Below are 25,097 nucleotides of genomic sequence, written 5' to 3' on the forward strand. Positions count from 1 at the left end.
CGGCCGTTCACGGGACGGCCGCGGCGCCGGCGTGCAGCGGCAGCCGCAGGCGGAACACGCTGCCCTGCCCCGGCGCGCTCTCGACCAGCAGCGCGCCGCCGGCCGCGGCGATCAGGTTGGCGCTGACCGCCAGCCCCAGGCCGGTGCCCTGGCCGCTGGGCTTGGTGGTGAAGAACGGCTCCAGGCAGCGCACGCGCACCTCCTCGCTCATGCCGTGGCCGCTGTCGCGCACCGCGATCTCCAGCGTGGCGTCGGGGCGCGGCGCCAGGGTCAGCTCGAAGCGGCCGCCTTCGGGCATCGCCTGCTGCGCGTTGGCGGCGAGATTGAGCAGGATCAGCTCCAGCTGCGCGCGGTCGAAGCGCACCGGGCACGGCGCCTCGTGCAGCTGCAGGCGCACCTGCACGCCCATGCCGAACAGCTGGTCGAACATCGGGCGCATGCCGGCGATCGTCTCGGCCGGCTCGAACACTTCCAGCCGGGTGGCTTCCTGGCGGCTGAAATCCAGCAGCTTGCGGGTCACCGCCGCCGCGCGCCGCGCCGCCGCGTCGGCGCCCTGCAGGGCGGCCTTGAGCTGCTGCGGATCGTCGCTGCGCCGCGCGCGCGCCGCGTAGCCCATGATCAGGCTGAGCAGGTGATTGAAATCGTGCGCCACGCCGCTGGCCAGGCGGCCGACGCTCTCCATCTTCTGCGCGTGCACCAGCTGGTCGCGCGAGCGCTCCTTTTCCTGCATCTCCAGCTGCAGCCGGTCGCGCGAGCGGGCCAGGTCGTTGCCGCGCTGGCGCGCCAGGTCCAGGCTCTCGCGCAAGGCCGCCACCGACTGGTCCAGCACCAGCGCGGCGACGACGAAGCCGGCGATGCCGACGGTGGCGCTCTCCAGGATCCGCGGCCACAGCGCCGGCAGGAAGAACGCGCGCGCCGCATCGCGCCAGGCGCCGATCGCCACCACCAGCGCCAGCCACGCCACCGCCCCCCACAGCGCGCGCCGGCTCAGCAGCAGGCCGCCGATCAACACCGGCAGCAGCTGGCTCAACTGGCCGCGCAGCTGTGCCTCCAGGCCCCAGCGCAGGTAGGACACGGTCAGCAGCGCCAGGCTCACCAGCACGAACAGCCGCGCCGCCCACAGGAACGCGCCGCGCCGCAGCAGCGCGAAGCAGGCCCACATCGCCAGCGTGTTGGTCCCCGCCAGCCAGAGCGCCACCGGATCCATGCTCGCGCCCAGCCGCCCCCATGCCAGCAGGATCATCGCCGGCTGGTACAGGCCCACGAACACCAGCACCAGTTGCAGCATCGCCGCATTGCGCCGGTCGACCCGGTCGGCCAGCGGGATGTCCCGCCACCAGCGGCACAGGCGCGACACGCCGCCGCCAGGCGCGGCAATGGAGGAAGGCGGGGAAGCGGGACCAGGCGTCATGCGGCGGACCGGCAGGAAACGCATCGACGATCGGGATGCGGACTGCGGCTATATTAGCCACCTCCGTCTCTCCGCTGGATGCGGGCGCGGCGCCGATGGGATGGCGCGGCGCATGGCGCAGCGGGCCGATCCGCCGTTCGACCCCTGGATACCCTCCATGACCTCGCACCGCATCTTCGTTGTCCTGGGCCGGACGCTGCTCCTGGCGCTCGTCGGCCTGTCGGCCGGCCCCGCGCTGGCGCAGACCATTCCCGGCAGCGACCCCTACGAGCCGCAGCTGCGCCGTTGCCGCCTGGGCCTGGTGCAGCAGCCGCAGGTATCGCTGGGGATCGCCAACGACCTGCTGGCCAAGCCGCTGCCGCTGCCGGCGCGGGTGATCGCCACCGGCTGCCTGGCCGCCGCGCAGCACATCCTGGGCGACAGCGCCAGTTCGGCGGCGACCGCCGAGCGCCTGCTGACGCTGCTGCAGGATCCGGCGCTGCCGCCGAAGGTGCGCGCCGGCGAGCGGCTGCAGACGGCGCAGCTGCTGCAGCAACTGGGGCAGGTGCCGCGCGCGGCGAAGCTGCTGGAGCAGGTGCAGGCCGATGCGGTGGCCAATGGCGACGTCGGCTTGCAGATCAGCGCGCTGATGGCCATCGCGCTGATGCGCGGCGCGCTGGACGATCACGAGGGCGCGCTGGGCTACTTCCGCCAGGCGATCGCCCTGGCCGAAGGGCTGCAGCGGCCGGACTCGCCCGGCGACATGTCGCTGTACTACAACTACGGATACGCGCTGCTGGTGCTCAAGCGCTACGAGGAGGCCGACCGCGCCTTCGATCGTGCCGCACGCACCGCGGCCACGCTCGGCGGCCAGGATGTGCTGCTGAACCGCATCGCCAGCCATCGCGGCGACATCCAGCGCGCCGGCGGCCACCCCGATCGCGCCGAAGCGCTGTTCCAGGAGGCGCTGCAATGGCAGCAGGCGCATGGCGATCCGCAGGGCGCGGTGGTCAGCCTGCAACGCCTGGCGCGGCTGCGCCTGGAACAGAAGCGCGACGCCGATGCGCTGGCCTACGCCGAGCAGGCGCAGGCCATGGCCACGCGCAGCAACTACATGCTGGAGATCCGCGACGGACTGGACCTGCTCGGCGAAATCCACACCGCATTGGGCGATACCGCCGCCGCCGCGCGCGATGCGCAGCAAGCGCACGCGATGGACCGCACCCAGGCGCGCGGCGCGACCATCGCCGCGCTGGCCAAGCTGCAGGCGGACGCGGCGCGCAAGCTGCCTCCCGCAACGATCGATGCGCGCGTGGCGCATGCCGACCAGACCGGCACGATCGCGATCGGCATCGCCCTGGCACTGACCCTGGGCGTGGTGCTGGTGGTCCTGCGCCGGCGCCGCCAGCGCGACGCGCTCGAGCTCGGCCAACGCGACCCGCTGACCGGGCTGATGAGCCGGCCGGAAACCGAGCGCCGCATGCAGGCGCTGTTGGCGACACCGGCGGACGCGGCGGCGGAACCCGAAGGCGACCACCGCTGCGCGCTCGTCCTGGTCGACGTGGACGGGTTCAAGGCCTTGAACGCGCGCTACGGCCATGCCGCCGGCGACCGCGCGCTGCAGGCGCTGGCCAGCTGCCTGCGCGAGGGCTGCGACGCCGACGACCTGGTCGCGCGCTGGGGCAGCGGAGAATTCTTGGTGGTGCGCGCGGACACCTCCGCGGCGGCCGCGTTCGCGCTGGCGGCGCACCTGCGCGGCGCCGCCGAACGCCTGCGCGTGGATGCCGGCCAGGGCGAACTGCTGCCGTTGACGGTGTCGGTCGGCGTGGCGCCGTTCCCGCTGTCGCAGCGCGCCGAGGCGCGCCTGCAGGACAGCGTGGCGCTGGCCGAGCGCGCGGTGCAGGCGGCCGGGCGCGCCGGCGGCAATGCCTGGGCCGGGCTGTGGGGGGTGCCGGGCGCTGCGACGGTCGCGCCGCAGCAGGTCCTGCAGGATCCGCTGCAGGCGCGCGCGCAGGGTTGGGTGCTGCTCGACGGCAGCGACCCGCTGCTGTGGTCGCGCGCATTCGCCGCGCCAGCCGACGCACGACCGGCGTGAACGTCCACTTCGACCGCTGCGCGCCGCAGGCCGGCTCCGCCGCGCAGCGCACGGCAGTCGCGCCGCCGGCGCAGCGCGCGCCGGCCAGGATTCGTGCAGTGAACGCCCGCGCCCGCCCACGCTGATGTCCTCCGTTCCAGCCGAGTCGCGGGCCAACTATCTGCAGCAGCAACGGCTGCGGCTGCAGGCCCAGCTGCAGCAGGCGCAGGCGCGCCAGGCCACCGCCGAGGCCGAGGTGGAGCGGCACCTGCCGGCGGTGGAACAGGCCGTGGCCGCGATCCGCCGCGACGTCGTCGCCCAGGCCGCGCAGGCCGCCGCCGCCGTGCTGCGCCGCGAACGCCGCCGCGCATGGTGGCCGGCGCTGCTGCTGCGCCCGCTGCTGCCGGATTGGCGCTGGCGGCTGGCGCTGCTCGCGTTCCTGCTGCTGGCGCTGCCGTGGATGAGCGCGCACTGGCTGGGCGACGGGCGCGGCTATCTGGACTGGTGGCGCCATCTCGGCATGCAGCGCGACACCTTGCTGTTGCTGCAGCGCGCGCTGCCGTCGCTGCTGATCTACGCGCTGCTGGCGATCGGCGGCGCGCAACTGCTGGCCCGGCATGTCAGCCAGGACGAACGCGCGCTGCTGGCCGGCTTCGCGCAGCGGCCGCTGGCGTTGATGCAGTTCGCCCGCGACGACCGCCACGACACCGCCTATCCGTACCGCGTCACCCGCGCGCCATGGCCGCTGCGCGAACTGCAGGGTCGCTGGCAGATCGACGCGGCGCACGGCGACCTGGCCGGCGCGCGCATGCTGGCGCTGCACGACGGCGCCGAACCGGAACCGCGCGTGCAGGCGCTGCTGCTGTTGCCCGACGATCGCCGTGCCGCCGCGCTGATCCCGATCGCCACCGAGTTCGACGGCGCGCAACAGGCGTGCGTGCGCGAGCTGGCGCTGGCGGTCGCGGCGACCGCGGCCGCGCAGGCGCAACCGATCGCCGAGCTGCACCGGCACGTGGACGCGTGGATGGACGCGCGCAGCCAGCAGCGCATGCTGCAGCAGCGGCTGCAGAGCCTGGACGCGATCCACCGCCACTGGGCCGACGTGGCGCTGCCCGACAGCACCCTGGACCAGATCCTGAAACTGGTGGACCTGTTCGTGTCCGGACGCACGCCGGCGCCGAAGGGCATGCTGCTGCACGGCCCGCCGGGCACCGGCAAGACCCTGATCGCGCGCAAGCTGGCGCGCCATGCCGGCTGCCATTTCGAGGCGCTGGGCGTGGCCGACCTGAAGGCCGCGCACGTCGGCCACACCGGTCCCAAGGTGCAGGCGATCTGGCAACGCTGCCGCGCCAAGGCGCCGGCGATCCTGTTCATCGACGAATGCGAGAGCGTGTTCGCGCGCCGCGGCGGCGTGGACAGCGACAGCTTCGGCGCCGAGCTGGTGCAGACCTTCCTCGCCGAATGGGACGGCTTCCACGAGGCCCGCGGCCAGGTGCTGGTGATCGGCGCCACCAATCGTCCCGAACTGCTCGACGACGCGGTGATGTCGCGCTTCACCGCCAGCATCGGCATCGGCCTGCCCGATGCCGATGCGCGCGCGCGCATCCTCGGCGGCGAACTGCAACGCGCCGGCTTCGCGCTGGCGCTGGACCCGCGCGTGGTCGCCGACAGCAGCGGCCTGTCCGGCCGCGACCTGCACACCCTGGTGGCACGGGTGGCGGCCGAGTGCCTGGACGGCGAGCTCGACGGCGATGCGCTGCTGGCGCAGTTGCGCCTGCTGCGCGGCAAGGGCTCGACCCGGGTGACGCCGCTGGACTGGAACGACATCGTGCTGCCGGCGGCGGTGATCGAGGAATTCGTCGGCCTGGGCAAGGAACTGCGCAACGCCGAGACCCTGGCCACGCTGGGCGTGCCGGTGCCGCGCGGGATCCTGATGTACGGCCCGCCCGGCACCGGCAAGACCCAGCTCGCGCGGATCCTGGCCAGCCAGTCGGGCCTGGCCTTCATCGCCCTGACCGGCGCCGACCTCAAGGCCGCCTACCTGGGCCAGTCCGGCCAGCGCGTGCAGGCCGCGTTCGAGCGTGCCCGCGCGCAGGCGCCGTGCATCGTGTTCGTCGACGAGATCGACATCGTCGCCCCGGCGCGCGGAATCGACGGCGACGATGCGCTGACCCGCGAGATCGTCGGCCAGCTGCTGCAGGAACTGGACGGCGTCGCCAGCCAGGCCGGGCAGGTGTTCCTGCTGGCCGCGAGCAACCACGCCGAGCGGATCGACCCGGCGCTGCTGTCGCGGCTGGACCGGCAGATCGAGATCGGCCTGCCCGACGCCGCCGCGCGCAACGCGATCGTCGCGCGCCTGCTGCACGGCAAGCCGCTGGCGTTCGACGCCGCCGACGCGGCCAGCTGGCTGGCCGAACGCAGCGCCGGCCGCTCCGGCCGCGACCTGCAGACCTGGATCAGCCGCGCCATGCGCCGCGCCGCCCGCCGCGCGCTGCTGGAAAGCGACGATGCGGCGAATACCCGGCTGCAATGGGACGACCTGGTCGAGACCGCGGATACGGCACGGGCGTAGCAGGCTGCCTGTCGCGGCTGAAGCCGCTCCTACAGCGGTAGGCGACTGGCACCCTGTAGGAGCGGCTTCAGCCGCGACAGAACGCCAGACCGTCCGATCCCTCACCCACCCGGCAACACCACCTCGACCAGATAACGGCGCCCCGGCTCGATGCCCTCGATCCGCGGCACCTCCAGCACCCGCCCATCCACGCTGACCTGCTGCGCAACGCACCCCGCAACGCGCTGCATGCGCACCTCGAACAGCGCCCCGCGAAAGCGGCGCTGCACCGTTGCCTGCCTCCACGGCGACGGCAGCTGCGGGCGCACGCCCAGCGCATCGCCCTCGCCCTTCAACCCGAACAGGCCCTCGATCACGCAGCGGTACAGCCACGCCGCGGTGCCGGTGTTGAACAGCTGGCTGGAACGGCCGGCGGTGCGCGGCAGCTCGCGCCAGGCGCCGCGGTAATAGTTCGGCACGAATACCGGCAGCTGGCCGCGCTGCAGGTAGTCGGCCAGGTCCGGTCCCGGGATCATCGCGCGCAGCACGCGCCAGGCGCGGTCGGCGTCGCCGATCGCGTACAGCGCGTGCAGGTAGAACGCCGCGGCATGGTTGTAGACCGAACCGTTCTCCGCCGAACCTGGATGTTTCTGGGTCAGCCGGCCCACGTCCTCGCGCATCGCGGTATACGGCGGCGCCAGCATGGTCGGCCCGTACGGCGTGTCCAGCTGCGCGTCGACCGCCTGCAGCAGGCGCTCGCGCCGCTCAGCGTCGGCGGTGCCGGCGAGCAGCGCCCAGCTCTGCGGATTCAGGTAGATGCGGCCTTCCGCGTCGTCCTTGATGCCGAAGCACACGCCGTCGTCGGTGATGCCGCGCGCGTACCAGTCGCCGTCCCACAGTTCGCGATTGACCGCGGCGTTGACCTCGGCCGCGCCGGCGCGGCACGCGGCCGCCTGCGCGCTGCGGCCCTGCCGTTCGCAGATCGTCGCCCACAGCTGCAAGGCGTACGCCGTGGCCACCGACAGCCAGCCGGACACGCCGCGGCCGCGGTAGCCGACCATGTTCATCGGGTCGCACCAGTCGCCCTGCGCGATGTAGCTCAACCCGCGCGCGTCGCGCGCGCCGAGCAGCCAGCGCATCGCCGCGTCCAGCCGCTCGGCGACGCTGGCACCATGCCCGTCGGCACCGACCACCACCTCGTCCAGCAGCGCCGCATCGCCGGTCTCGTCCAGGTAGGCCGACAGGAACACCGGCAGCCACACGCAATGGTCGGTATGCGGCACCTGGTTGATGTACTTCAGCTCCGCGCCGTCGATCAGCAGGATGCCGTCCGGCATCGCGCCGCCGGCTTCCTGCTGCGACAGCGCATGCAGCAGCGCCGCGCGCGCGGTCTGCGGGCGCAGGAAGCTCATGCCCATGTGGTCCTGCAGGAAATTGCGGGTCTGCGGATCGGTGGTCAGGCGGTTGACGTCGCCGTGGTAGAACACCTGCCGCGGCAGCCAGTGGTTGACCAGGTTGTCCAGGCACGGATCGGGCGTTGCGATGTGCAGGCAGCCGTCCGCCTCGGCCAGGTAATCGGCGTACGCGGCGGCGGCGGCGGTGAATCCGTCCGCGGACAGATAGCGCTGGCGCAGCGCGCCGATCTCCGCATCGTCGCGCGCCGGGCCGAACAGGAAGCGCAGCGTGTGCTCCTGCTGCGGCTGCAGCGCCAGGCAATACTGCAGGGCCGCGGTCGGCGTCTCGTAGCGCGCGTCGCTGCCGCCCAGCCGCGGCTGCAGCACCGCGCTCGGCGCATGCAGGCCGCCCTCGCCCTCGAATGCCGCTTGCCGCGCGTCCCAGGCATCGGGCGCCTGCTCGTGCAGCAGGAAGGTGCAGTCCTTGAAGTCGCGGTTGCGGAAGTAGTCCTCGACCCTCTGGTAGGGGGTGACGCTGCGGCAGACGATGCCGCCGAGGTCGGCGCGGTACTCGCCGCTCTGGTGCATCCACGACATGTAGCCGACCGGGAAATACGCATACAGCGCGATCCGCCGCGCGCGCCCGTCCAGGTTGCGCACCTGGCATTGCCACAGCTCCACCGTGTCCTCGACCGGCAACTGCAGGCGCAGCTCCACCTCGATCTCGGCGTAGCGCACGCACCAGGCGATGTCGCACTTGCCGACCGAGAAGCGGAACGCCTGCGGCGTCGCCCGCACCGGCTCGTACGGCACCGAGTACAGCGCGCCGCTGTCCTCGTCCTTGAGATAGAAGAAGCGCCCTGGATGGTGCGCGTAGTACGGCTGCTCCGGCTGCATGAAGGTCCTGGCCTCCAGGTTCGGCGCGTGCGCGTACTTGGCCGGCTCCGGCTGCATGAACTGCGCGGTGGCATAGCCGCGACAGGTGGCCTGGATCATCATCCGCCGGTTCCACAGGAACCCGCCGGCATTGGGCAGCGCGGTCGGGCTGTGCAGCGTGTAGCGCTCGCCGTCGGCGCTGGGCGCCAGCAACCCGCTCGTCCCGGGGTCGATGCTCATGCGTTCGCTTCCTCCGCGGCGCGCTTGCGCGCGGCCAGTTCCTGCTGGATGCGCAGCAGCGCGGCATCGTCGAGCGGATAGAACCGCATCGTCCATGCCGCCAGCAGCGCGACCGCGCCGGGGATCACCGTCAGCAGCAGCACGATGCCCAGCTGCGAGGCGTCGCTCTGCGCCTGGTTGGCCACATAGCCCATGCCCGCCAGCATCCATGCGATGCAGGCCGAGGCCAGCGCGCCGCCGAGCTTCTGCGAGAACGTCGCCGCCGAGAACGTCATCGCGGTGGCGCGGCGCCCGGTCTTCCATTCGGTGTAGTCGGCCGTGTCGGCGTACATCGAGAACGCCAGCGGCGATTTCGGCCCCAGCGCCAGGCCGATCAGCAGGTTGATGCCGAACAGCGCCCAGATCGCCTCGCGCGGGACGAAGAACATCGCGCAGCTGAGCACACCCACCAGCGCCATCAATCCCATCATCAGCCGGCGCTTGTCGAACAACCGGGTCAGCAGCGGCGTGGCCGCCGCGCCCACCGCCAGCGCCACCGAATAGCTGCCCAGGAACCAGCCGGTCAGGTCCGGGCGGCCGACGTAGTACTTGAAGTAGTACACACCGGCGCCGGCACGCATGACGATGGTGATCATGATGATCAGCGCCAGCGCGAACAACACCCGCCACGGCGGATTGCGCAGCAGGTCGGCGATGTCCTGCAGCACCGGCGCGCGCGGCTGCGGCTGCGGCTGCACGCGTTCGCGCGTGGTCGCGAACACGATCGCGAACAGCGCCGCCGCGACGATGCCGTAGACCAGCATCGTGCGCTGCCAGCCCTGCGCATCGTCGCCATTGCCGAACCAGCGCACCATGTCCAGCGTGGCGTAGTTGACCAGCGTGGTACCGGCGAAGGCGGCGATGAAGCGGAAGCTGATCAGCGTGGTGCGCTGCTGGCTGTCGGCGGTGATCACCCCGGACAGCGCCGAGTACGGAATGCTGATCACCGTGTACATCAGCATCATCAGCCCGAAGGTGACGTAGGCCCAGACCAGGCGCCCGGCAGGGCCCAGGTCCGGCGTGGTGTAGGCCAGCACGCCGCTGGCGGCCATCGGCAGCGCCGCGAACAGCAGGTAGGGCCGGAACTTGCCCCAGCGCGTGCGGGTGCGGTCGGCGAGCGCGCCCATCAGCGGATCGGTGACCGCATCGACTACCTTGGTCAGCAGGATCATCGTGCCCACCGCCGCCGCCGGCAGGCCCATGGTGTCGGTGTAGAAGATCAGCAGGAACGCGGAGATGTTGGCCCAGTAGAAGTTGAAGCCCATGTCACCGATGCCGTAGCCGACCTTCTCGGTCCAGCGCAGCGGTGCATCGGCGCGTTGCGGCGGTGTGGGCATCGGCAATCCTGTGCGGGTGGGCATGCGATCATGGAACCGCGCAAGGCGCGTTCCGCTGGTCGTCGCGTGCCGACGCTACACCACGCTGCACGCATCGCCAACGCCGGCGCGCGCATCATGCCAAACCCCCTGCAAGGTATAACCGCCCGTGATGGACGCGACATCCCAGAATTCCTTGCCGCAGCGCAGCGAAGCCATCGTCGTGATGGGCATTTCCGGCAGCGGCAAGACCAGCGTCGCGCAGGCGCTGGCCGCGCACTACGGCCTGGTGTTCCTGGACGCGGACGATGTCCACAGCGCCGAGGCCAAGGCGCAGATGGCGCGCGGCGTGCCGCTCACCGATGCGCAGCGCGTGCCGTGGGTGGCGGCGCTGGCGCTGCGCCTGCGCCAGTCGATCGATGCCGGCCAGAGCGTCGTGCTCGCCTTTTCCGGATTGCGTCGCGTGCACCGGCAGCAACTGCGCGACAGCGGCGTGCCGATGCGTTTCGTGTTCCTGCACGCCGCCGCGCACGTGATCGCCGCGCGCCTGGCGCGGCGCAGCGGCCACTTCATGCCGCCAGGCCTGTTGCAGAGCCAGATCGATACGCTGGAACTGCCGCTGGAGGAGCCGGACGTGATCTCGGTGGACGTGGACGCGCCGTTCGATGCGGTGGTGGCGGATGCAATCGCGCAGTTGGATGGCGCGGCGCCTGGTGGTGCGAACGTCGGCGCTGTGTAACGCGCCTCTCCCCCATTTTGGCGATCGCTATCGAGTCGCTTGGTTTCGGCTCGAGCTGCTCCCATAGGGAACTGCATCCAATTCGCTGAGACGCACTGTAGGAGGGACTTTAGTCCCGACACCATCCGGTCGCGGCAACCCCACCGCTTCGCTCGTCGCGGCTGAAGCCGCTCCTACAAAGGCGATTGCCGCCAACTCGATGGATGCACTGTGGGAGGGACTTCAGTCCCGACACCCTCCGGTCGCGGCAACCCTGCCGCCTCGCTCGTCGCGGCTGAAGCCGCTCCTACAAGGGCACTCGCCGCCAACTCGATGGGGGCACTGTGGAAGGGACTTCAGTCCCGACGCCTTCCGGTCGCGGCAACCCCGCCGCTTCGCTCGTCGCAGCTGAAGCCGCTCCTACAAGGGCGCTTGCGGCCAATTCGATGGGTGCACTGTGGGAGGGACTTCAGTCACGGCACCTTCCGGTCGCGGCAACTCCACCGCTTCGCTCGTCGCGACTGAAGTCGCTTGTGTCTTCTACGGGTCTATCGTTGAGGTGAGAGCGGAGTGCGGCAGGCCGCTAAGTCGCAGTGCGTCGCAAGCACGGGTAGGAGTCAGGGCCGCCGCACTCCGTTTCTCCTGCCCCACAAGCCCGAACAGTTGCCTGAGCCGCGAGCTCGAACCGACAAGCATGGGCATCGGCAGGAGATCTCTCGTCCCTGAGTCTACTGCGGAGAACGTCCATGTCGCTGCAACGCTTTGTCGGGATTGATGTCGCCAAGGCCGAACTGGCCATTCATGTCTTGCCAGACGGGCTGGACTGGACCCAGGCCAATACGCCCGAGGAGCAGGCCCGCCTGGCCCTGCGGCTGGCGTCGCTGGGATGCGAGCGGATCGTGCTGGAAGCCAGCGGCGGCTACGAACGGGCGGTCCTGCAAGTGCTGTCACAGGCTGGCCTGCCCGTGGTCCGGCTGTCTGCCCAGCGCCCCCGGGCGCTGGCGCACGCGTTGGGGCTCAAGGCCAAGACCGACGCCCTGGATGCGCGGTTGCTGGCCGTGGCGGCCCAATGCCTCCCCGGTCAGCCCACTGCCGTGCTGCCTGCGCCAGTGCAAGCGCTGCGCGAACTGCTTCACCTGCGCAGCACCCTGGTCGCCCAGCGCGATGCGCAGCGCCGGTGCATGGAGCACGTGACCTGCGAGGCGGTGCGTGACCAGTGGCTCGAGGTGATCGCGCTGCTGCAACAGCGCATCAAGGAGATCTCCCGGCAAATCGCCCAGGTCGGTGCGGCCTGTTCACGCTTGCCGACCGTGCCTGGGCTTGGCCCGATCCTGCGCGCCACCCTGGCGGCCCGGCTTCCCGAGCTGGGCAGCGTGCCACCGCGCAAGATCGCCGCCTTGGTCGGGCTGGCGCCGTTCAATCGAGACAGCGGCCGCTGGCACGGCCAACGCCGCATCCAGGGCGGACGCGCCGACGTGCGGCGGGTGCTGTACATGGCCACCTGGGCCGCGATCCGTGCAGGCTCGCCGCTGTCACACACCTACGCACGCCTGACCAGCGCGGGCAAACCCGCCAAGGTCGCCATCGTCGCGTGCATGCACAAGTACCTGCGATGGCTCAACGCCATCGCACGCGATCAGGCACCTTACAGCCCCCCTGCGATCGCTTCTGCATGACAGTTGACTCCCACAGGGACTTGCGGCTCACTTGCTGGGTGCACTGTGGGAGGGACTTCAGTCCCGACGCCTTGTCGGTTCCCGCCTGTCCCGCCGCGCCATGCGCCGGCATGCGTGGACCCAACGCGACCCGTCAGCTCGCGCGCGTGCCACTGCGTTTCGCTCCCGGCAGCGCAGGCCCCGACACGTTCGGATCGCCAGGCACATACCAACGCCACAGCGCCTCCGTGGCCTTGCTGATGCCGATGCGCGGCGTGGCGACCGGATCCGCAGGTGGAGGCGTGCCATCCTCGCCCAGCCACAGGCGCGAGCTGGCCTGGGTCAGATCCAGCCCGTTGTCCGCACCCGAAGCACCAAGCGCCTTTGCCAGCCGGCCGGGTCCGCGGGTGAGATCGGCGATACGTCCCGCGCCGCGCGCCAACTGCATCGCCTCGATTCCTGCGACCGGCGCCAGCGCACGGATCAGCACCGCATGCCCGGGCGCACCGCCGCAGACTGCGTTCAACGCCCAATGCATGCCGTAGATGAAGTAGACGTACAGATGGCCGGGCGGGCCGAACATCACCTGCGTGCGCGGGGTCATGCCGCGGAACGAATGCGCCGCCGGATCCTCGGCGCCGCAGTAGGCTTCGACCTCGACGATGCGACCGCAGCGGCCGTCATTGGTGACCAGCAGCTTGTTCAGCAGCTCCGGCGCCACCAGGCGCGCGTCGCGGGCGTAGAACGTGCGCGGCAGCGGTGTCGGCAACATCGCCACAACCTACCGGGACGCCCGTGAAGAACGTTGCGGCGCGTGCAGATCGGCATGCGCGCCGAAACGCGCGGATCGTAGCGCGCGCACCACGGCACCGCCTGGCCGGCGACGGACCACCGCGCATGGCGCCGCACCCGGATGCACGCTGCTCCATCCAAATGCCGTGCGCCCCACTTCGGCCGCCGGCATCACCGTGGAGCACCAAGCCCGGCACTTGCCGGGCACGGCCTTACTCATTCCGCAGGCAACCGCAGCTCCTGCAGCAACTGCGGCGCCGGATACACCTTCGCCAGCAGCCAGCGCAGGTAGCGCATGTCCACATGAATCGCCCGCTTGTAGCGCGGGTCGTACCACCAGCTGGCGCTGACTGCTTCCCAGTTGCTGTCGAAATTCAACCCGATCAGCTCGCCGCGCGCGTTGAGCACCGGCGAACCCGAATTGCCGCCGGTCGTGTCCAGGTTGGTCAGGAAATTCACCGGCTGCGTCTTCAGCTGCGCATCGGCAGTGCTGCCGAAATCGCCCTTCGCGATCGCCGCTAGCAGCGGCTTGGGCGCATCGAACGGCTCCTGGCCGGTGTTCTTCTCGACGATGCCGGCCACCGTGGTCACCGGGGCGAAGCTCACCGCATCGCGCGGGGCCAGCGGCTCGACCCGTCCGTAGCTGACGCGCAGCGTGCTGTTGGCGTCCGGATACACCGCCCGCCCCTGCTGCTTGCGCCAGGCGAACAGCGCACGCATGTAGGCCGGACGCAGGCGCAACTGCTCGCCCTCGCGCGTCTTGCGCTCGTTCTCCAGGCGCAGTTGCGCCGGCACCAGCGCCGCGGCCAACGCCGTCAGCGGATCGGCCGCCACCGGCTTGCCCTCGCGCGCGGCGGCGAAGCGGGATAGGCGTTCGGCCTCCTCGCCCAGCCTGGTCCCGGCGTAGAGCTTGTCCAAGGCCTGCTGCAACTGCGCCGGCGTGCGCCCGAACGCCGCATCGAATTCAGCCACGCGCTGCGCATCGGGCAACTCCTGGTAGCGCGTCAGCAGCGCACTCAGCAGCGCCTTCTCCACCGCAGGCGAGTAACGCCGCTGTACCTGCTTCAGCGTGCCCTCGATCAGCGCCTGGTCGCGCTGCTGATAGCCGGTCTCGCGCTGATCGTCGGGCTTGGCCGATTCCACCCGCAGCCGCTCCAGCGTCAGCGCCGAACGCAACAGCTGGGTCTGGGTCCCGATCAAGGCCAACAGCAGATCGCGCTCGCGCAGCGCCGACGCCTCGGCCAACAACGCCTGCAGGGCCGCGATGTCGCGCGCATCGTCGCCCTGCGTGACGGCGAGCATGCCGCGCTCGTCCTCGCCGCGCAGCCGCACCGCATCGCTGCGCTGCATGCCTCCCAGCTCGCCGGCCGCGCGCTTGCGGTTGTTCTTCAGCGACTGCAGCTGCGCCGCATAGCGCGTGCGCGCCTCCGCATCCGCCTTGCCCGCCGCCTCGATGACCGCGATCATCTGGTCGAACACGGCCACCCGCTGCGGCAGCGTCCAGTTCACCTGTTCGTCGAACTCCGCCGCCGTGCGATGCCGGTAGGTGATGCCCGGATAGCCGGCCAGCATCGCGAAGTCCCCGGCCTTCGGCCCCTGCGTGGCGATCTGCAGATGCGCCGGCGGCTGGTACGGCACGTTGTCGGCGCTATAGTCGGCCGGTTTGCCGTCCTTGCCGACATAGGCGCGCAGCAAGGTGAAATCGCCGCTGTGCCGCGGCCACATGAAATTGTCGATCTCGTCGCCGTAATTGCCGATCGCCCGCGGCGGCGCATACACCAGGCGCACATCGCGCAGTTCCAGCTGGCGGATCCGGTAGAAGTCGGTGCCGTAATACATGTTGGCGACGCTGCAGCGCACACCGCCCTCGCGTTCGCAATCGGCCACGATGCGCTTGCTCGCCGCGTCAACTGCATCGAAATACGCGCGCCCGGCCTTGCCCTTGGCCGGCCCCAGCACTTGGTCGGTGACCTTGTCGAAGCCCACCGTCACCAGCACCCGGAAATCCGGATTGGCCGCCCGTTCCTCGCCGCGATCCTTGGCGATGAACCCCTGTTCGATCAGGTTCTCCTTGGCCGAGGTGTTGTACTGGATCACCCCATAGGCCACGTGGTGATTGGTCAGCAGCAAGCCCTCGCCCGACACGAACGCCCCGGTCCCGCCCCCGACCTTCACCACCGCACTCAACGGCGGCTGCGTCACCGCCGCCAGATCGCGCGGATCGCCGCGAAATCCCGCCTCGCGCAGCGGCTTGGCCAACTCCGGCAACTGGGATGGCATCCACATGCCTTCGTCGGCATGGGCGGTGGCGGTGAGGGCGAGGCTTAGGGTGAGCGAGGCGGCGAGATTGCTGGGTGTAGGCATGCGGCAGTCCACAACTACAAAGTTAGCGCGTGACCTTATCGTGCTGTCGCTTTGGCGACAACAGCGAACCAATTCTTCTCAAGGAGCCATCCAACGGTGCGTCGACCATCGCACATCCTCGAATACGGGCTTTCTCTCTGCGCATCCAACTACGACACCCGGCAGTCTTGCGAAAGATCGGACGGGTTAGGAAAATATCCTCGGAACTCGTCAGACCATCTCGGAAAGTGATCTGGCGGGCTATTGTCTACTGGGTTAGTCTTGCTCCAGGGGAAGTCGTTTAGTGCCTGAGTGGGAACAGCGCAAGGCTAGCCTTGGGCGCACATTCTTTCGGTCACGCAGTAGCACTATTGCAAACGGTCTTCAGCAGTTTAAAAAGGGGATTTTAATGAGGTACGTGGCACTAGGGCTTTTACTTCTCGCCGGGACTGCAAACGCACAATACGTTAGCACTGAGAAGACCTACGACGAACGACTTCGCGGAGCGGGCGCTATCACGGTACTGGGAAACGATCTTTTCGGCGATAGCATCAACCTAAAGGATGGTACGGTTCAGTTTTCGCAGACCGACGTGGCGTTGCCAACGAACAGCAATCTCCGCGTAGAGTTCAGCAGGCACACACCTCGGCAGAAACAAGGATTGGATAGGGCGGCAGCGCCTTTGGGTGCGGGCTGGGAAATCGACATCCCTTACATGATGGGAACCTATGATAGCCGCAGAGGTTGGGACGCGAAGTCAAGTTACGCTCGTTGCAGCAGCCCAATATTGGCGCCTTCGGAATGGGTGGGTCCGTCGCCCGACTACAACACGCGCGTGATGCCAGCCGACATGTATTGGAGTGGGATATTTATCAATGCACCCGGTGTCGGATACGAAAGTCTGCTGAAGCTTGTGTCCGGTCAAGCGACACCTCAGGACGGCGCAAGCTACATCGGAGCGGCCAATGGATTCTGGCGCGTGAGCTGTATTTCCAGTATCAAAAACGGTAATGGCGAAGGATTTTTGGTTCGGACACCAGGTGGCAACAAGTATTACTTCGACTGGATGGCCACCCGCAACGCTTCAGATGTATTAAACACAGAGTACTATCGAGACGCGAATGGCGATGGCACAAACCCGACCGGGCTGCTCGTACCGACGATGGATGTGTTCCTTTATGCCAGCAAGGTAGAGGACAGGTTTGGAAACTATGTCCAGTACAATTTCGATCCAGCGAATCCGCACAGACTAACTTCGATAGCGTCCAACGATGGAGCCAGGATTGACGTTTCGTATGACACAGCGGGAAAGGTTTCCGAAGTCCATGCGGGCACATCAGTGTGGCGATATACATATGTTGACACCTACTACGGCAAAAAGTTATCGGAGGTCGTGCTACCGGACCAGTCTCATTGGAGCTTCCCCGCTGACAACGCCACGCATTACGGTGCAATGTGGTGGTACATGGTGCCTCCAACGCTTCCAGCGGGCTTCTACACAAACTCCTGCGCACAATCGGCGACCGGTTTCCGCTCTCAAGATCCCGCTGATAGCGCCTACGTCAACATTGTCACCATGCGCCATCCGAGCGGCGCCCAGGGCGAGTTCACGATCAGAAGTTTGATCCACGGCTCCGACAACACACCAGGCGGATGTGGATTGATCGGCACCAGTTCCAGCAACTTCGGATTCGGATCCAATGGCATCCCGAATGCCTACTTGGCCCGCTCGATCGCCACCAAGAAGATCAGTGGGCCTGGCATGAATGACATGATCTGGAGCTACAGCTATCAGCCACGATGGTCATTTACTGGCGGATGCAGTTCGGGCTGCACCTCAACCACCGTCGTACAGCAGCCCGATGGCTCGGTCGTCGACTATGTGTTCGGCAACTCGTACACGCAAGACTTTGGTGACCTGATCTCGGAGAAGGTTAGTCGGAACAGCACGGTCCTTCAGCAGACCAACTATGTGAAGGATGACGGTTCATCCGGAACATATCCAGCGGCATATGGAGATCTGATCGCACCAAAGGGAAATCCACTAAACGCGCGTATCCGGCCCATCAAAGAAGTTCGCATGCAAAGAAATGGCGTCATTTATTCCAAACGCGTGGATGCCTACGATGCCATGGCCCGCCCGACAAGAGTGACCAAGTCCAGCTCACCATGAGGAAAATATAGCCAGAACGCGTACCGCTGGTCCAGCTGGCCAGCCAATCTCGGTCAACGGGAGCATTCCGCATTGACGCCGCATCCATGCTGGCTCGCCTTGGGCAAAGGCGCAGCCAAGCTGTCCAGCGCATATCGCGCCTTGCTCGATGAAATCCTGACAGACGAACTACTCGCCGATATCCCTATTCAGCTCTAGCAACAGCGCGCTTTTGGCCACGACGTCTTCCGCACTATGTTCGAGGCCAAGACCCATCGCTCCGCCGGCATCAGGCTCGCCCATCGGCTACGCAAAGCCGCCATGACATTGAATAAGTTAACCTGACCCCGTTACCGGTCGAGGTCAAGACCTATCGCTTCACCGGCATCAGACTCGCCCATCGGCCACGCAAACTCACCATAACCACTGAATAAGTGAACCTGACTCCGTTGCCAGACCCCGTTGCCATAGCCTTCAGGAATCGGCGGAAATTTCTGGTCATTAAGATTTCTATTATTAAAATTATTTTAACGCAGCTAGCTCCATATAATAATCTCTCCATTTGGTCCGGCTAGTTGCATCGCCTCCGGCCCAGTATATGCATCTAAAGATAAATCTACACGCAATGACGAGCCATCGTCAAAATTTATAAAGATAAATTTCTCACTTAAATCAGTACTGGCGACAGTCTTTGTATCTCCTATTGACGAAAAAATTTCCTCCCCTGTTGAGGACAAAAGTTTCGTGCAATTATAGATTATCAAACTCCACCCATCCTGGGATAACAACGACAGCACGCCTCCTTCTTGTGAGAGATAAATATTTTTACCTTCTAACACTTGGAGTGGATTATTCATGGATCTATAGGATAGTGTGATTGTGAATTAGGAATTGTCTTCCCGCTATAGGGATCCACGCCTTGCTTCGCAGAATTTTCATATTTTATATATCCGTTTGGGTATCCAGGACTACTACCTTTTGGCGGCGTGGCGTCCATTATTCTAATTGTTGAAACTTGCCCGTTCTTGCCGCCAGCACCCCCGATAAAAGCAGTGCCTGTCTGCCGACCACCGGGATTTACTACAGCTACAGGACCCTCAGCTCCTTTAGGAACCGGGTATGCAGTGCCTCCGGGTGAAACGATAAAATCGGGCGCCGCCCTGCCTGCGTCAACTGCTGCATCAGATGAGCTAATCGTAGCTTCAGTCGCCCTGGCTGCATCATTTGCTTTATCAGCTCCTCTTAATGCCTCTGCGCCATGAGCGGCTGCTCTAACGCCCGTTCCCAACCCCGTAGCAAAAGGTATGGCTGCTCCGACTACATCGGCTCCAAGTGCGGCCGCATTTGTCCAGCTTGGCTCTTTCACTAATTGATAGGTGTCGTATGCTATGAATCCGATATCAGCGATGGTATCGACTATACGACCATCAGGATCTTTAAACTTGTAAGGATTATTCGCAGCATAACAATACCGACAAAAGTTCCACCCTGTCGATGTGTTAACTGCAATAGGATCTACACTAAGGAATACCCCTATGTCAGCTTCATAATAACGCTGCTGCATATACGTCAGCCCAGTCGCCGAGTCCATGACATGCCCGGTATACCCAGGCCCGTCCGTAAGTGGGCGATTCAACAGACTTCCATATGGCTCGTATTCACCGCGTTCGATGATGTTCCGCTCTTTGTCTGTCTTCAGTACGACCGACCCCAGTCCGTCAGTATGGACATACCGAACCGTCTGCGCCAATGCGCTGAATGCGACGAGCAATGAAATGGCCGCTGCAGCGGTGACGCGCAGCATTGCCTTAACCACCCGGATTTTCAACATGACTCGTCCTTGCACTTTTGAGTGATTGATTTCATTCACTAGAGGCATCATCGTGCGCACGGTTAGCAGTGCTTTTCAGTAAAAAAGATGCCGCATCGCTACCACAACTCACCACCACGACCAGCTATCTCAAATAGATTTCGAAAATACTGCACCCACTGGCTTGCACATCCACTTTCCGCTTATTGACCAGAGCCGTCATGAGGACCGCGAGCATAGCCTTTCCTCCTGGCTGCGTTTCGCTGAATCCCATGACCGGATTTCCGGGATTCGCGGCTCTGCACTCCTCCGGTGTGGCACTGAACCACACGAAATGACTGGCGTTCGCCTGATACGTGCCGATCTGGACTACCTCGACATTGCTAATGGATTCGTTAGCGCTCGCCTGCCCACTCAATAAACCAATCAAAACCGGTACCAACACTTTTATTTTCATGCCCTTCAACTCTTTGAAATGGATACGGACTTCAACTTCATGACACCGCCACTACAGCCATCCACATAGAGCGTGGCAGGCACGTTGTTTTGTATGGCATCAGCAAGAGCGCGACCATCTCTTTCTGCATCGGAACTCTCGGCTCGATAAGAAAGTGGCTACCTTCGCTGCAGTTCGCTCGACTGACTTATCTCTTAAGGCGGATGGATAGAACTTTGGTGCGAGCGCCGAAAACGCATTTTCCGGCATCAACGATGATCTCGACATCCGCATTAGAAGCGTATGCGGACAACGCCATTGCCACGAGCTCCTTATATGCTGCATGGCTCTTCTCTATGCCAAAGTCATTCAGGGAAGCCGTGCATCCCGCTGGGCCATCTATCGAACTATGGATGGCGATCCCTTCGCCATCCCAACCATTTTCGACATAGGTGATCTTTGTCGGGCCTACCAGATTAGCTGCCTGGACTGTCTGGCAGAGGCTGATCCCAGCAACTAAAACCGACACCCCTAGAACTTTAAAAAACATATCGATCCCCCATTGAATGGTTTAGTTAAGCAGCAATTGATAGAGAATAGGCACGATGTCGAACGCAGGTCCCTGCGTATGCGTCACGTTCGCAACTGCGCTGCATGCTCCATCCGACGTGCATGCCGAAACACGATACGAGTAGGTGCCGGAAGGCCTGGCAAGCGATGTCCAACTGGGATCGGCGCCTTCATAAACGGATGTCCACGTCACGCCATCCACGCTCTCTTCCATCACGTAGCGCGTCGCACCGCCGACCGCCGTCCAGTTCACATAGTCCTTGACCGCCGCCGTTTGTCCGAACGGCCAATCGACCTCGGCCACCAGGCTACCGCCCAACATGACGTAATCGGTTGCCTTTGACTGGCGTTGGTTCTTTTGATAGCGCAATGCGCCCGCCTGATCGTATAGCGAACCGATATTGCCGGCGCTCTGCGTGGCCAGTGTGCGGCGACCATTGCCGTCGTAACGGTAGCTCTCTTTGCCCGTCGCCCGGCGCAGGCGATTGCCGTAGTCGAACACGAACGCTTGGCCATTCTTGTTGCTGAGATTGCCCTGCGGGTCGTAACTCATGCCGATGACCGTGCTGCCGCCGCAACTGCCGGCCTTGACGTTGGTGAGCTGCCAGTTGGCGTCGTAGCAGTAGTAGTGATCGCGGCCCGGAGCAACGACGTGGGTCAGGTTGTCGAGGACGTCGTAGCTGTAGGTGGCCGGCGTGGAGCCGAACATAGCCGACTTGGCGGATATCAGGCGATCCAAGCCGTCGTAGGTCATATCGCGGTTGCCTCGGCCACCACGCCCCGTAGCGCCGTCGCTGATAGCGGCGACGTTGCCGTTGGCGTCATAGTCGTAGCCGTCGCTGAGGAACGCGGTGCCACCGTAGGCATCCTGGCTGGTGTCCGGCAACTGCCGCGCGTTCTGTGTCAGGGTGTGGACGATGCCGTTGCCGTAGGTGAACTGCTTGATCGCTCCGTTCGGGTAGTAGCTCACGCCGGTGGCATAGCTGCCGGCCTTGGTAGGCTGGCCCAGCGCATTGGGCGCATAGTCCACCGTCTGTCCCGATGGGTAGCGGTGCGCGGCAAGATTGCCGTTGGCGTCGTAGGCATAGCCCAGCGCCCAGGTTTCGCCGTCGGCCTGGCCCTGGCTTTCGGCGATCAGCAGCCGGCGCTTGTTGTAGGCATAGCTGTTGTAGGTGGCGACGCCGTTGTTGATGGTCGTGATCTGCTTGACCGCCCCATCCGGCCAATAGCTCCAGGCCTGGTTGCCGTTGCCATCGGGGAAGCTCAGCGCCTTGATCCGGTTGCGCATGTCGTAGCTGCGATCAATGCGGCGGCCGGACGCATAGGCAGCATCCGCATCGCATGCAGAGGTACTAGGCAAGGACAGGCCGGCCGCGGTCCAGACGAGATTGCCTGCCGCGTCGTAACCGTTCGCGGTCGCTCCGGTTTCCGGCTCAACCGTTTTGCATAGCTGCTGATAGCTGTCGTAGACATAGCTGCGGGTCACCGACACCGCACCATTGGCGTCGCGGCGGCGGATGGACAGCGGTTTACCGAAGACGTCGCGGTTGATGTCGGTGTAGGCGCCTTCGGGATGCTGGATCCAGACCGGCGTTTTGTAATCGGGCTGATCGAAGACCTGGTAGCCGGTCAGCGTCTTGTTGCCACGCGGATCGGTGACGCGCGTCTGGTTGCCCGGCAGGTATTCGGTCAGCGTCGTCAACGTGCCCAGCTCGGAATCCTGGGACACCGAGGTCTTCCGACCCAATGCATCGTAGCTGGTCCAAACGCCGGTACTGAGTGCATCGCTGCTACCAGGGTAAGAGGAGAAGGTGACTCGTCCCTCATGGTCGTAAGCAAAACGCTGGAAGCGCTGAGTCCCCCCCTCATTGCCGGCATCGTATTCTCGAGTGACAAGCGGTCGCCACAGCGCATCGTAGTAGGTTAGCTTGCGTGCATTGCCGGTAGCTACAGTCTGCCTCCAGTGTCCGGCCGGTAGCCCATACTCCGCCGCTGAGACCCGCTCGAACGCCTGCGCAGTAATATTCCAGGTCGCACTGTCATCGCTTGGATACGCGATGCTAGCTAACCGACCCATGGCGTCGTAACCATAAGTGGTCACATAGCCATTTTCGTCAGTAATTGACTTTATCCAACCCCTGTCATCTACATCTGCCGATTGTGTTGTCCCATTTTGATATTTAATCGACTGAGGAATTCCAAGCTTCCATGAAGACATATTCGTCACATTTCCGCCGCCATCCTTCGCGCTAGCCAATGTGCCATCAGCGTTGTATGTCAAAGACTGCTGAATTTTTCCAAATTTCCTAATCTCACTTGGCTGACCATAATTATTGTATGCGATCTCATCCACTACTACGCCATTGACAACGAGCCGAGTGGTTAAGCCCAAAATCCACTTTGATGGACTATCCGAATACGAAATGTTTTCCGTTTTTACATAGTTTTGAGCCACAGCGTCACTTAAAAAAATAACACCTGCGAAAGGCAACAAAACCAGAGCTATTTTACACCTCATAAGCCCCCCAATATTCAGATCCATGAAAATTTCACTTATTAAGACAGTCAGGGCGAGCTGCTCTTTGTAACGCTCAACGGGCGCCCGAACACATCAAATGAATTGATTGTGGTTCGGTAAGTGACGCCATCTTGAACTAGAATCACGCTCTTCATTGGACGCAGATAGGCTTCGGTGTAGGTATCACCCTTATACTGCGTACTTGTACCTACAGGAGTCGGAAAAGGCTGCCCAGTCAATGCAAGCTCGTAGACATAGTTTTCGACGCTTGCAATAGCATTGGAACTGGTTCCTTTTTCGAGTTTGAGTAGCTTGTGCTCGTTATAGCGATAGCTATTGCCGTAAGTATAGCGAAGCCACTCTCCGGCGTTATTGACGACTTCAGTTACAGTAGTACCGGCGCAGCTATCAGAAACACATACAGGGTCACCATAAGGGAGATTGGTTGTGGCAGCCCAGCTTCCTGGAGGTGTGCCAGCATTCGGCGCGGTAAAATTTCCTTCCTCAGCTGAGTTGACATAGCTATATTGCCACTCGACCGCCTGTAAGCCGGGCCCAGTTATGCGCTTCTTAATCAGACTCGGAGTCCAGTATGTTCGCACAAAGTCCGAATAGGTCGCATCATATGGCCCGAGACAATTACGTCTTACATTGCTGCGGCCGTGAAGCTTGGCATCAATAAAGAACTGACCTACCGCTCCTGACGGATGCGTAAGCAACATCGACCTAGTTGGACTTGTATTCGCATCTGTATACCAACCGGGATGGTCGCAACTTGAATCGCTGCCCGTACCTATGTAGAAATTATATATGTCGTCGAAATCGAATTTCCATTGACTGGCATCCGGCAATGTGACTTGCTTGAGTTTCTTGCCGCTACTATCGTACGTATACTGCCAGGTCCGCACACCATCTGTGGCACTGGCAACTTTTCCATATGAATTATAGTTAAGATCAATATGCCGGCCGTCACTGCTCTCAATCCGGTTGAGCCTAGCTGAAGCAGTTGAGGCATTGCTGTAGCTGTAAACAATCCAATTTCCAAAACGATCTTCTACGCGAGTGGCGTAAAGCACATTTCGCTTGCGATACAGTTGTTCGCCATACCCTAGTTCATATGACTCCAGAATAGGCCAGACATCGTAGACCGCGAGCCAGTCAAACCAGTACTTAGTTCCATCACGGCTGATCGCTAGAAATCCTTCACCAGCGCCATTTTTTATGCTGGGCAGGCAAGAGAACCAAGTGAATCCTGCAGTTACCCAGCGATAATCAACACCATCTTCTGGCTTTCTTGTGGCTGCATTGGGAGCGAGCAACTCTCCTCCATACGGCATGCTCGCGTGTAAACCATACCAATAGTCAGCCGCCCAGAATGGCCCCACTCTTGGAGGAGTCAGCTGAGACGAACAGCGCTGACCAGACCACGAATAGGCGACTTGACTGCCGACCGCCGCATACGTGGAGGCGTACACGCCACTGAGCCTAGGCGTGTCAAGCTCCCAATCAGAGAAAGGATTCTGGCTGGAGTACTCGAACATATCAGCGACCCCAAAGGATCGCCCCAAAGAGACTGGCAGAGCATTGTTACCAGGCAGGTCAATATCTACGTGCTTGAATGATAGTCGACCATTGTAGAGGTCAACATTGTCCTGAAAGAGATCGTTGGATAATGCGACAACGTCGCGTTTCTTGGCGATAGTTTTGTCGTACTGCTGCCATGGCAGGCTTTGACACCAAGCTGACGACGCGACAATTATAGAAAAACCAAAAAACAGCAATGCCATCAATTTGGTAGATTTAAAACTGCTAATACTGGATATTGAATATTTAGCAGAAATTTTTTCCCGCAGGCATTGCGCCCATAATGCAAGCCAAGTCATTGTGCCCCCTATTCATGTGCTGTCGCCCACTCCATCTTGCTCAGAAGTCGGCCACATTCTGATTTCGACACTACGGAAGTAGTCAGACGAAGCCCTTTAGGCGCCTGGGGCTATCAATGAGTAGCCGCATATAGCTTGCCATAAGCAGCTCGATTTCCTATCTAATATCTGTTGTCCCCACGTTCAAATGCTTCCTAGCGTGCCGCTGTTTTGACCCGTCATCTCGCCGAAAAATCGCGGTGACTATAAGATAAAATAGCGATTCAGCTTCCCCAGCCTACCGCTCGCGTCCAACTGTGATGGATCACGCTTACGTCTGTCAAGTGATTTGGGTCGCTCA

At 63.9% G+C, this 25,097-nt stretch carries 15 protein-coding genes; 5 read left to right on the forward strand and 10 right to left on the reverse strand.

The annotated features are described in order from the left end of the window. Positions 1–7: 7 nt before the first annotated feature. Positions 8–1,411: a sensor histidine kinase gene (locus AB3X10_RS22695; protein WP_369977765.1), complete on the reverse strand. Its 1,404-nt coding sequence runs from the start codon at positions 1,409–1,411 to the stop codon at positions 8–10. Positions 1,412–1,568: 157 nt separating this feature from the next. Here AB3X10_RS22695 and AB3X10_RS22700 point away from each other — a divergent pair, with 157 nt between their 5' ends. Together AB3X10_RS22700 and AB3X10_RS22705 are read left to right on the forward strand one after the other, a co-directional pair. Beyond that, positions 1,569–3,485: a sensor domain-containing diguanylate cyclase gene (locus AB3X10_RS22700; protein ID WP_369977767.1), complete on the forward strand. Its 1,917-nt coding sequence runs from the start codon at positions 1,569–1,571 to the stop codon at positions 3,483–3,485. 124 nt (positions 3,486–3,609) lie between these two features. Further along, positions 3,610–6,036 (forward strand): AAA family ATPase, encoded by a 2,427-nt coding sequence (locus AB3X10_RS22705; RefSeq protein WP_369977769.1) that lies wholly within the window; start codon positions 3,610–3,612, stop codon positions 6,034–6,036. 101 nt (positions 6,037–6,137) lie between these two features. Here the strand turns inward: AB3X10_RS22705 and AB3X10_RS22710 are convergent, their stop codons facing one another. Both AB3X10_RS22710 and AB3X10_RS22715 read right to left on the reverse strand, forming a co-directional pair. Next, positions 6,138–8,525 carry a GH36-type glycosyl hydrolase domain-containing protein gene (locus AB3X10_RS22710; RefSeq protein WP_369977771.1) on the reverse strand — a complete coding sequence of 796 codons (2,388 nt, stop codon included), beginning with the start codon at positions 8,523–8,525 and terminating at the stop codon, positions 6,138–6,140. Then, positions 8,522–9,901 carry an MFS transporter gene (locus tag AB3X10_RS22715; RefSeq protein ID WP_369977773.1) on the reverse strand — a complete coding sequence of 460 codons (1,380 nt, stop codon included), beginning with the start codon at positions 9,899–9,901 and terminating at the stop codon, positions 8,522–8,524. Before AB3X10_RS22715 ends, AB3X10_RS22710 begins: the two co-directional genes overlap by 4 nt. 151 nt (positions 9,902–10,052) lie before the next feature. On the opposite strand from AB3X10_RS22715, the gene AB3X10_RS22720 reads away from it, so the two are divergent. Then, positions 10,053–10,619, forward strand: coding sequence for a gluconokinase (locus tag AB3X10_RS22720; RefSeq protein WP_369977775.1), 567 nt, complete (start codon positions 10,053–10,055; stop codon positions 10,617–10,619). A gap of 725 nt (positions 10,620–11,344) precedes the next feature. Beyond that, complete coding sequence (locus tag AB3X10_RS22725) at positions 11,345–12,274, forward strand: IS110 family transposase (protein WP_369975348.1); 930 nt, start codon at positions 11,345–11,347, stop codon at positions 12,272–12,274. Between the two features lie 133 nt (positions 12,275–12,407). Here the strand turns inward: AB3X10_RS22725 and AB3X10_RS22730 are convergent, their stop codons facing one another. Next, positions 12,408–13,025, reverse strand: a complete 618-nt coding sequence (locus AB3X10_RS22730; RefSeq protein WP_369977777.1) for a DNA-3-methyladenine glycosylase — start codon at positions 13,023–13,025, stop codon at positions 12,408–12,410. A gap of 236 nt (positions 13,026–13,261) precedes the next feature. Further along, positions 13,262–15,409, reverse strand: a complete 2,148-nt coding sequence (locus AB3X10_RS22735) for a S46 family peptidase (protein WP_369977779.1) — start codon at positions 15,407–15,409, stop codon at positions 13,262–13,264. Positions 15,410–15,797: 388 nt separating this feature from the next. Between AB3X10_RS22735 and AB3X10_RS22740 the strand changes: the two genes are divergently transcribed. Continuing rightward, a complete protein-coding gene (locus AB3X10_RS22740) occupies positions 15,798–17,561 on the forward strand; it encodes a wall associated protein (protein ID WP_369981968.1) in 1,764 nt (587 codons plus the stop codon). A gap of 515 nt (positions 17,562–18,076) precedes the next feature. Here AB3X10_RS22740 and AB3X10_RS22745 read toward each other — a convergent pair. The 5 genes from AB3X10_RS22745 to AB3X10_RS22765 all read right to left on the reverse strand — a co-directional run bounded on the left by AB3X10_RS22745 (position 18,077) and on the right by AB3X10_RS22765 (position 24,757). Further along, the gene (locus AB3X10_RS22745; RefSeq protein WP_369977781.1) at positions 18,077–18,397 is read right to left on the reverse strand and encodes a hypothetical protein; all 321 of its coding nucleotides are present in this window, start codon (positions 18,395–18,397) and stop codon (positions 18,077–18,079) included. Then, positions 18,394–19,410 (reverse strand): RHS repeat-associated core domain-containing protein, encoded by a 1,017-nt coding sequence (locus AB3X10_RS22750; RefSeq protein WP_369977783.1) that lies wholly within the window; start codon positions 19,408–19,410, stop codon positions 18,394–18,396. The genes AB3X10_RS22745 and AB3X10_RS22750 overlap by 4 nt, the downstream gene beginning before the upstream one ends. 85 nt (positions 19,411–19,495) lie before the next feature. Next, on the reverse strand, positions 19,496–19,807 hold the full coding sequence (locus AB3X10_RS22755) for a hypothetical protein (RefSeq protein ID WP_369977785.1): 312 nt from the start codon (positions 19,805–19,807) through the stop codon (positions 19,496–19,498). 550 nt (positions 19,808–20,357) lie between these two features. Further along, positions 20,358–22,898, reverse strand: coding sequence for an RHS repeat domain-containing protein (locus AB3X10_RS22760; protein WP_369977787.1), 2,541 nt, complete (start codon positions 22,896–22,898; stop codon positions 20,358–20,360). Positions 22,899–22,921: 23 nt separating this feature from the next. Beyond that, a complete protein-coding gene (locus AB3X10_RS22765; RefSeq protein ID WP_369977789.1) occupies positions 22,922–24,757 on the reverse strand; it encodes a hypothetical protein in 1,836 nt (611 codons plus the stop codon). Positions 24,758–25,097: the final 340 nt, after the last annotated feature.

Source organism: Xanthomonas sp. DAR 80977 (assembly GCF_041240605.1).
Taxonomy (GTDB): domain Bacteria; phylum Pseudomonadota; class Gammaproteobacteria; order Xanthomonadales; family Xanthomonadaceae; genus Xanthomonas_A; species Xanthomonas_A bundabergensis.